The 9,290-nt window shown below is 66.9% G+C and carries 5 protein-coding genes; all 5 read left to right on the top strand.

All coding sequences use genetic code 11. The features are described from left to right. The first annotated feature begins 156 nt into the window (after positions 1–156). Positions 157–4,032 (top strand): DNA-directed RNA polymerase subunit beta', encoded by a 3,876-nt coding sequence (locus ACTWPV_RS49290; protein ID WP_443157160.1) that lies wholly within the window; start codon positions 157–159, stop codon positions 4,030–4,032. Between the two features lie 696 nt (positions 4,033–4,728). Continuing rightward, a complete protein-coding gene (gene rpsL, locus ACTWPV_RS49285; protein ID WP_043623420.1) occupies positions 4,729–5,103 on the top strand; it encodes a 30S ribosomal protein S12 in 375 nt (124 codons plus the stop codon). Beyond that, positions 5,103–5,573, top strand: coding sequence for a 30S ribosomal protein S7 (rpsG, locus tag ACTWPV_RS49280; protein ID WP_020542314.1), 471 nt, complete (start codon positions 5,103–5,105; stop codon positions 5,571–5,573). The genes rpsL and rpsG overlap by 1 nt, the downstream gene beginning before the upstream one ends. A gap of 240 nt (positions 5,574–5,813) precedes the next feature. After that, positions 5,814–7,862 carry an elongation factor G gene (fusA, locus tag ACTWPV_RS49275; RefSeq protein ID WP_443157161.1) on the top strand — a complete coding sequence of 683 codons (2,049 nt, stop codon included), beginning with the start codon at positions 5,814–5,816 and terminating at the stop codon, positions 7,860–7,862. Positions 7,863–8,042: 180 nt separating this feature from the next. Next, positions 8,043–9,236, top strand: coding sequence for an elongation factor Tu (gene tuf, locus ACTWPV_RS49270; RefSeq protein WP_347646474.1), 1,194 nt, complete (start codon positions 8,043–8,045; stop codon positions 9,234–9,236). Positions 9,237–9,290: the final 54 nt, after the last annotated feature.

Below are 9,290 nucleotides of genomic sequence, written 5' to 3'. Positions count from 1 at the left end.
TGTGCCTGAACGTCGAGGTGCTTTCCAGCGACGGCATGTCCATCGAGATGCGTGACACCGACGAGGACGTCTTCCGCGCCGCGGAGGAGCTCGGAATCGACCTGTCCCGGCGCGAGCCGAGCAGCGTGGAAGAAGTCTGAGGGGGAGATCGCACAAATGCTAGACGTCAACTTCTTCGACGAGCTTCGGATCGGGCTGGCGACGGCCGACGACATCCGTCAGTGGTCGCACGGCGAGGTCAAGAAGCCGGAGACCATCAACTACCGCACGCTCAAGCCGGAAAAGGACGGGCTCTTCTGCGAGAAGATCTTCGGCCCGACCCGTGACTGGGAGTGCTACTGCGGCAAGTACAAGCGCGTCCGGTTCAAGGGCATCATCTGTGAGCGCTGCGGCGTCGAGGTGACCCGTGCCAAGGTGCGTCGTGAGCGGATGGGCCACATCGAGCTGGCCGCTCCGGTCACGCACATCTGGTACTTCAAGGGCGTTCCGTCGCGCCTCGGCTACCTGCTCGACCTGGCCCCGAAGGACCTGGAGAAGGTCATCTACTTCGCGGCCTACATGATCACGCATGTCGACACCGAGATGCGTGAGCGTGACCTGCCCTCGCTGGAGGCGAAGATCTCCGTCGAGCGGCAGCACATCGAGCAGCGCCGCGACGCCGACGTCGAGACCAGGCAGAAGAAGCTCGAGAGCGACCTGGCCGAGCTCGAGGCCGCCGGCGCCAAGGGCGACCAGCGCCGCAAGGTCCGTGAGGGCGCCGAGCGCGAGATGCGCCAGCTGCGCGACCGCGCCCAGCGCGAGATCGACCGGCTCGACGAGGTCTGGAGCCGCTTCAAGAACCTCAAGGTCCAGGACCTCGAGGGCGACGAGCTGCTCTACCGCGAGATGCGCGACCGCTTCGGCCGCTACTTCAAGGGCGGCATGGGCGCCCAGGCGATCCAGGAGCGCCTGGTCAGTTTCGACCTCGACGCCGAGGCCGAGAACCTGCGCGAGACCATCCGCAGCGGCAAGGGCCAGAAGAAGGCCCGCGCGCTCAAGCGGCTCAAGGTCGTGTCGGCGTTCCTCAACACGACCAACTCGCCGCGCGGCATGGTGCTCGACTGCATCCCGGTCATCCCGCCGGACCTGCGCCCGATGGTGCAGCTCGACGGTGGCCGGTTCGCGACCTCCGACCTCAACGACCTCTACCGCCGGGTCATCAACCGCAACAACCGGCTCAAGCGTCTGCTCGACCTCGGCGCGCCCGAGATCATCGTGAACAACGAGAAGCGGATGCTGCAGGAGGCCGTCGACGCGCTGTTCGACAACGGCCGTCGCGGTCGCCCGGTCACCGGGCCCGGCAACCGTCCGCTGAAGTCCCTGAGCGACATGCTCAAGGGCAAGCAGGGCCGGTTCCGCCAGAACCTGCTGGGCAAGCGCGTCGACTACTCCGGCCGTTCGGTCATCGTCGTCGGCCCGCAGCTCAAGCTGCACCAGTGCGGCCTGCCCAAGCAGATGGCGCTGGAGCTGTTCAAGCCGTTCGTGATGAAGCGGCTGGTCGACCTCAACCACGCCCAGAACATCAAGTCGGCCAAGCGGATGGTCGAGCGGGCGCGTCCCGTGGTGTGGGACGTCCTCGAAGAGGTCATCACCGAGCACCCCGTGCTGCTCAACCGCGCGCCGACGCTCCACCGCCTGGGCATCCAGGCGTTCGAGCCGCAGCTGGTCGAGGGCAAGGCCATCCAGATCCACCCGCTCGTCTGCACCGCGTTCAACGCGGACTTCGACGGCGACCAGATGGCCGTGCACCTGCCGCTGTCGGCTGAGGCCCAGGCCGAGGCACGCATCCTGATGCTCTCGACCAACAACATCCTCAAGCCGGCCGACGGCAAGCCCGTGACGATGCCCACCCAGGACATGGTCATCGGCCTCTACTGGCTGACCACCCAGAAGGACGGCGCGCTGGGCGAGGGCCGCGTGTTCGGCTCGATCGCCGAGGCGCAGATGGCCTTCGACCGCCGCGAGCTGGAAATCCAGGCGAAGATCCACATCCGGCTGAAGGACGTCCTGCCGCCGCGTGACTGGGTCGCGCCCGAAGGCTGGGAGCAGGGCGACCCGATCCGGCTGGAGACGACGTTCGGGCGGTGCCTGTTCAACCAGACGCTGCCCGGCAGCTACCCGTTCGTCGACTTCCAGGTCGGCAAGAAGCAGCTGTCCACGATCGTGAACGAGCTGGCGGAGACCTACCCCAAGATCGAGGTCGCCAACGCGCTCGACGCGCTCAAGGACGCCGGCTTCCGCTGGGCGACGCGCTCCGGCGTCACGATCTCGATCGAGGACGTCGTCGCGCCGCCCAACAAGACCGACATCATGGAGAGTTACGAGCGCCGGGCCGACAAGGTCCAGCGCGAGTACGAGCGCGGTCTGATCACCGACGAGGAGCGCCGTCAGGAGCTCATCGAGATCTGGACGCACGCGACGGCCGACGTCGAGACCGACATGGTCACCGCCTTCCCGGCGACCAACCCGGTCTGGATGATGGTCAACTCCGGCGCCCGCGGTAACAAGATGCAGGTCCGGCAGATCGCCGGCATCCGCGGCCTGGTGTCCAACACCAAGGGTGAGACGATCCCGCGGCCGATCAAGGCCTCGTTCCGCGAGGGCCTGTCGGTGCTGGAATACTTCATCTCCACCCACGGCCAGCGGAAGGGTCTCGCCGACACCGCCCTGCGCACCGCCGACTCGGGCTACCTGACCCGTCGTCTGGTGGACGTCGCCCAGGACGTCATCGTGCGCGAGATCGACTGCGGCACCGACCGCGCCGTCCCGCTGCACGTCGGCGAGCGCGACGCGGTCGGCAACCTGGTCAAGGCCGAGAACGCCGAGTCCAACGTGCACGGCCGCATCCTGGCCGAGGACGTCGAGGTCGACGGCAAGGTCATCGTCCCCGCGGGTGTCGACATCAACGACAACCACGTCGCGGCCCTGGTCGAGGCGGGCGTCGAGACGGTCCGCACCCGCAGCGCGCTCGTCTGCGAGGCCAAGATCGGTGTCTGCGCGACCTGCTATGGCCGCTCGCTGGCCACCGGCAAGCTCGTGGACGTCGGCGAGGCGGTCGGCATCATCGCCGCACAGTCGATCGGTGAGCCCGGCACGCAGCTGACGATGCGTACGTTCCACACCGGTGGTGTGGCCGGCGCCGACATCACCCACGGTCTGCCCCGTGTCACGGAGCTGTTCGAGGCGCGCATCCCCAAGGGTGTCGCCCCGATCTCCGAGGCCGAGGGCCGGGCCCGGATCGACGAGACCGACAAGACCAGGAAGGTCGTGATCACTCCCGACGACGGCTCGGAGGAGATCGCCTACCCGGTGTCGATGCGCTCGCGCCTGCTCGTGCAGGACGGCCAGCGTGTCACGGTCGGTCAGCAGCTGGTCGCCGGTGCGGTCAACCCCAACGAGGTGCTGCGCATCCTCGGCCCGCGGGCCGTGCAGCTGCACCTGGTGGCGGAGGTCCAGCAGGTCTACCGCTCGCAGGGTGTGTCGATCCACGACAAGCACATCGAGATCATCGTGCGGCAGATGCTCAAGCGCGTGAACGTGCTGGAGTCCGGTGACACCGACCTGCTGCCCGGCGAGCTCGTCGAGCGTCCGCGCTTCGAGCAGATGAACCGCGAGACGGTGGCGGAGAGCGGCTCCCCGGCCGCCGGCCGTCCAGTGCTCATGGGCATCACGAAGGCGTCGCTCGCCACCGAGTCGTGGCTGTCGGCGGCCTCCTTCCAGGAGACGACCAGGGTCCTGACGGACGCGGCGATCCACGCCAAGTCCGACTCGCTCCTGGGCCTGAAGGAGAACGTCATCATCGGTAAGCTCATCCCTGCGGGCACCGGCATGCCGCAATACCGCAACATCCGGGTGGAGCCGACCGAAGAGGCCAAGGCGGCCATGTACACCGTCGGCGGTTACGACGGCTCGGCGGCCGACTACACCTTCGGCACCGGCAGCGGCGAGGCCGTGCCGCTGGAGGAATACGACTTCGGCCAGTACAACCGGTGATTTCTTAGTCAACGGCAGCTGAACGCGCCCGGGTTTCCGATCAGGAGACCCGGGCGCTTCGCGTTCGCACCCGCGCGTGCCCGGTGTGGCTTTCGGCTCTCTGCGTGTCCGGGGCTCGACGTGGGGTGACCGACGGGGGCGTGCCGGGTGCCCGACCGACCACGGAGACGGTCCACAGGGCGCCGTGGCGGCGCTGCGCCACGTGCGGGGTCAGAGGCGTCTCCCTGGAGGTCCCCGGCCCTGTACGGCGTCTGGGTGACGTCGGCGCCGCCGTACCGGAAGGAAGGGGTTGATCGTGAGCGCGTGTGGCGACGAACACGCCGGTCCGGGGGACGAGAGGGTCTGCGGGCCTATATCATGGTCGCGGAGCTGTAGATGGGCTGGATGAAATAGGCCCCGGCGATCCGGAGTGGCACGGCTTGCCCGCCTTGTCGCGCCGTTTTGACGTGTCGCATGGGTCTGGGTAGTCTTGGACATCGTGCCCGTCTCTATGCGGGCTCTCGACCGTGCGCTCAATTGCGAGCGTGGGACGGCTTCCTGGCTCGTAATCCTCGCGGATGTGTCTGTGTGAATAGCGCGACACGCCCGAGCGCGGGGGCACCGGGACAGCGAAAGACAGCAGGTCATGACACCGGCAGAACCTGCACATGCACCACAACTGACGTAACACCGGCCAAGGCACGAAACGGAGTGGCAGTGCCCACTATTCAGCAGTTGGTCCGCAAGGGCCGGCAGGACAAGGTCGCCAAGACCAAGACTCCTGCCCTCAAGGGGAGCCCCCAGCGGCGCGGCGTGTGCCAGCGCGTCTACACCACCACCCCGAAGAAGCCCAACTCGGCACTGCGCAAGGTGGCCCGCGTTCGGCTCACGAACGGCATCGAGGTCACGGCCTACATCCCCGGTGTGGGTCACAACCTGCAGGAGCACTCCATCGTGCTCGTGCGTGGCGGTCGTGTGAAGGACCTGCCTGGTGTTCGCTACAAGATCATCCGCGGTTCGCTCGACACCCAGGGTGTCCGCAACCGCAAGCAGGCCCGTAGCCGCTACGGCGCGAAGAAGGAGAAGAGCTAATGCCTCGTAAGGGTTCTCCTGGCCGTCGTCAGCTCATGGCTGACCCGGTTTACAGCTCGCCGCTGGTGACCGCACTGATCAACAAGGTGCTCCTGGACGGCAAGCGCTCCATCGCGCAGTCCATCGTCTACGGCGCCCTCGAGGGCTGCAGGGAGAAGACGGGCAACGACCCGGTCGTCACCCTGAAGCGCGCGCTCGACAACGTCAAGCCGACCCTCGAGGTTCGCAGCCGTCGCGTCGGTGGCGCCACCTACCAGGTGCCGGTCGAGGTGCGCGCGGCGCGCAGCACCACCCTGGCCCTGCGCTGGCTGGTGCAGTACTCCCGCGCCCGCCGCGAGAAGACCATGACCGAGCGCCTCATGAACGAGCTCCTCGACGCCAGCAACGGCCTCGGGGCGAGCGTCAAGAAGCGCGAGGACACGCACAAGATGGCCGAGTCCAACAAGGCCTTCGCTCACTACCGCTGGTAGGCAGCGCGGCGCGCTGGTTGCCGGCCTGGAGCCGTCACCCTGGTGGCGACTCGCCGAAGGACAACCGTAGGCCCTTGCAACTGAGGGGGCGGGGAAGCTGGCTTCCCCGCGGATAAACGACCGTAGGCCCTAGCAGTTGTAGGGGGCGTGCGGGGGGCCCGGCCCCCCGCAGGAGAGGACGCGAGAGAAGTGGCCACCACGACCGCTCTTGACCTGGCCAAGGTCCGCAACATCGGGATCATGGCCCATATCGACGCGGGCAAGACCACCACGACTGAGCGCATCCTGTTCTACACCGGCATCAACTACAAGCTCGGTGAAGTCCACGAGGGCGCAGCCACGATGGACTGGATGGAGCAGGAGCAGGAGCGCGGCATCACGATCACGTCCGCCGCGACGACCTGTGAGTGGCTCAGTCACACCATCAACATCATTGACACCCCCGGGCACGTCGACTTCACCATCGAGGTGGAGCGTTCGCTGCGTGTCCTCGACGGCGCCGTCGCCGTGTTCGACGGTGTCGCCGGTGTCGAGCCGCAGTCAGAGACGGTGTGGCGACAGGCGGACCGCTACAACGTCCCGCGCATCTGTTTCGTCAACAAGATGGACCGCGTCGGCGCCGAGTTCCACCGCTGCGTCGACATGATGATCAGTCGTCTGGGCGCCACCCCGGCCGTCATCCAGCTCCCCTGGGGCGTTGAGGCCGACTTCAAGGGCGTCATCGACCTCATCACGATGAAGGCCCTCATCTGGAGCGCCGAGGCGGCCAAGGGCGAGATGTACGACACCGTCGACATCCCGGCCGACCACGCCGAGGCCGCCCGTGAGTGGCGCGACAAGCTGGTCGAGACCGTCGCCGAGAACGACGACGAGCTGATGGAGCTCTTCCTCGAGGGCACCGAGCCCACCGAGGAGCAGCTGGTCGCGGCCCTGCGCCGCGCGACGCTGGCGAGCGCCATCAACCCGGTCCTGTGTGGCACCGCGTTCAAGAACAAGGGCGTGCAGCCCCTGCTCGACGCGATCGTCGCCTACCTCCCCGCCCCGACCGACATCCCGGCCTTCAAGGGCCACGCGGTCGGCAACGAGGAGAAGGTCATCGAGCGGCACGCGGACCCGACCGAGCCGTTCTCCGCCCTGGCCTTCAAGATCGCCAGCGACCCGCACCTGGGCAAGATCACCTACCTCCGCATCTACTCGGGCACGCTCGAGGCCGGTTCACAGGTCGTCAACTCTGTGAAGGGCAAGAAGGAGCGGATCGGCAAGATCTACCAGATGCACGCCAACAAGCGCGAGGAGCGCCCGTCGGCGATCGCCGGCCAGATCGTCGCGGTCATGGGTCTGAAGGACACCACGACCGGAGACACCCTGTCCGACCCGGCGAACCAGGTCGTGCTCGAGTCGATGACGTTCCCGGCTCCGGTCATCAACGTCGCCATCGAGCCCAAGACCAAGGGCGACCAGGAGAAGCTGTCCACCGCCATCCAGCGGCTGGCCGAGGAGGACCCGTCCTTCCAGGTCCGCCGTGACGAGGAGACCGGTCAGACGGTCATCTGGGGCATGGGCGAGCTGCACCTGGAGGTCCTCGTCGACCGCATGCGGCGCGAGTTCAAGGTCGAGGCCAACGTGGGCCGCCCGCAGGTGGCCTACCGCGAGACCATCCGCCGCAAGATCGAGAAGGTCGACTACACCCACAAGAAGCAGACCGGTGGTTCCGGTCAGTTCGCGCGGGTGATCATCAACCTCGAGCCGCTGGGCGAGGGCAACGACGGCTACGAGTTCGAGAACAAGGTCACCGGTGGCCGCGTCCCGAGGGAGTACATCCCATCGGTCGACGCCGGCGCCCAGGAGGCCGCCGAGTTCGGCGTGCTGGCCGGTTACCCGATGGTCGGCGTGAAGGTTACGCTGACCGACGGCGCCGCCCATGACGTCGACTCCTCGGAAATGGCCTTCAAGATCGCCGGATCGATGGCCTTCAAGGAGGCCGCGCGCAAGGCGGACGCCGTGCTTCTCGAGCCGATGATGGCCGTCGAGGTCACCACGCCCGAGGACTACATGGGTGACGTCATCGGTGACCTCAACGGTCGCCGCGGGCAGATCCAGGCGATGGACGAGCGGGCCGGCGCCCGTGTCGTCGAGGCGCTCGTGCCGCTGTCTGAGATGTTCGGCTACGTGGGTGACCTGCGTAGCAAGACGCAGGGGCGCGCGAGCTACAGCATGCAGTTCGACTCCTACGCGGAGGTGCCTCCGGGCATCGCCAAGGAGATCGTCGCGAAGGCCCGGGGCGAATAACCCCTGGTCCCGAGGTGGTTGAGGCGGCGGAGATCGTCGCCCCGCCGCCGAGGGGCCCGGGGCGAACAAGTTCCTGGTCCCTGGCAGGGTGGTGAGAGCCACCCCGCCGCCAAGGGGTTCGGGAGTTCCCGGGCCCAAGTGTGCAGACGAAAGTCAGTCAGATTCTCAAGGAGAGAACCAGTGGGCAAGGCCAAGTTCGAGCGGAACAAGCCGCACATGAACATCGGCACCATTGGGCATATCGACCACGGTAAGACCACACTGACCGCGGCGATCACCAAGGTGCTCCACGACCGTTTCCCCGAGCTGAACGCCGCGACGCCGTTCGACAAGATCGACAAGGCGCCGGAGGAGAAGGCTCGCGGCATCACGATCTCGATCGCGCACGTCGAGTACCAGACGGAGAAGCGTCACTACGCGCACGTTGACTGCCCGGGTCACGCCGACTACGTCAAGAACATGATCACCGGTGCCGCCCAGATGGACGGCGCCATCCTCGTGGTCGCCGCCACCGACGGCCCGATGCCGCAGACGAAGGAGCACGTCCTCCTGGCCCGCCAGGTCGGCGTCCCCTACATCGTCGTGGCCCTCAACAAGTCCGACATGGTCGACGACGAGGAGATCCTGGAGCTGGTCGAGCTCGAGGTTCGTGAGCTTCTCTCCGCTCAGGAGTTCCCCGGCGACGACCTGCCCGTCGTCCGCGTCTCCGCGCTCAAGGCTCTTGAGGGCGACGAGAAGTGGGCCGACAGCATCGTCGAGCTGATGAACGCCGTCGACGAGAACGTCCCCGAGCCCCCGCGTGAGACGGACAAGCCGTTCCTCATGCCGGTCGAGGACGTCTTCTCGATCACCGGTCGCGGCACGGTCGTCACCGGCCGTATCGAGCGCGGCATCGTCAAGGTCAACGAGCAGGTCGACATCGTCGGCATCAAGCCGGAGAAGACGACCACCACCGTCACCAGCATCGAGATGTTCAACAAGATGCTCGACGAGGGTCACGCCGGCGACAACGCCGCGCTGCTGCTGCGCGGCATCAAGCGCGACGACGTCGAGCGCGGCCAGTGCATCATCAAGCCGGGCACGACCACCCCGCACACCGAGTTCACCGGCCAGGTCTACATCCTGTCCAAGGACGAGGGCGGCCGGCACACGCCGTTCTTCAACAACTACCGTCCGCAGTTCTACTTCCGTACGACTGACGTGACCGGTGTGGTGAACCTCCCCGAGGGCACCGAGATGGTCATGCCGGGCGACAACACCGAGATGCGCGTTGAGCTGATCCAGCCCATCGCCATGGAGGAAGGCCTCAAGTTCGCGATCCGTGAAGGTGGCCGCACCGTCGGCGCCGGTCGGGTCGTCAAGGTCATCAAGTAGCTTGACCGCTGGGGCGGCGGTTCGTCCCACGGCCTGGAACAAACAACCGGACAA

This window comes from Nonomuraea sp. KM88 (assembly GCF_052245635.1).
Lineage (GTDB): Bacteria > Actinomycetota > Actinomycetes > Streptosporangiales > Streptosporangiaceae > Nonomuraea.
Note: the sequence above shows the minus strand (reverse complement) of the source record. Positions and strands in the feature narration are given on the sequence as shown.

Excerpts from the sequence above, each read along its gene's own strand:
- rpsG (WP_020542314.1), top strand. The coding sequence starts at position 5,103 with ATGCCTCGTAAGGGTTCTCCTGGCCGTCGTCAGCTCATGGCTGACCCG.
- fusA (WP_443157161.1), top strand. The coding sequence starts at position 5,814 with ATGGCCCATATCGACGCGGGCAAGACCACCACGACTGAGCGCATCCTG.
- ACTWPV_RS49290 (WP_443157160.1), top strand. The coding sequence starts at position 157 with ATGCTAGACGTCAACTTCTTCGACGAGCTTCGGATCGGGCTGGCGACG.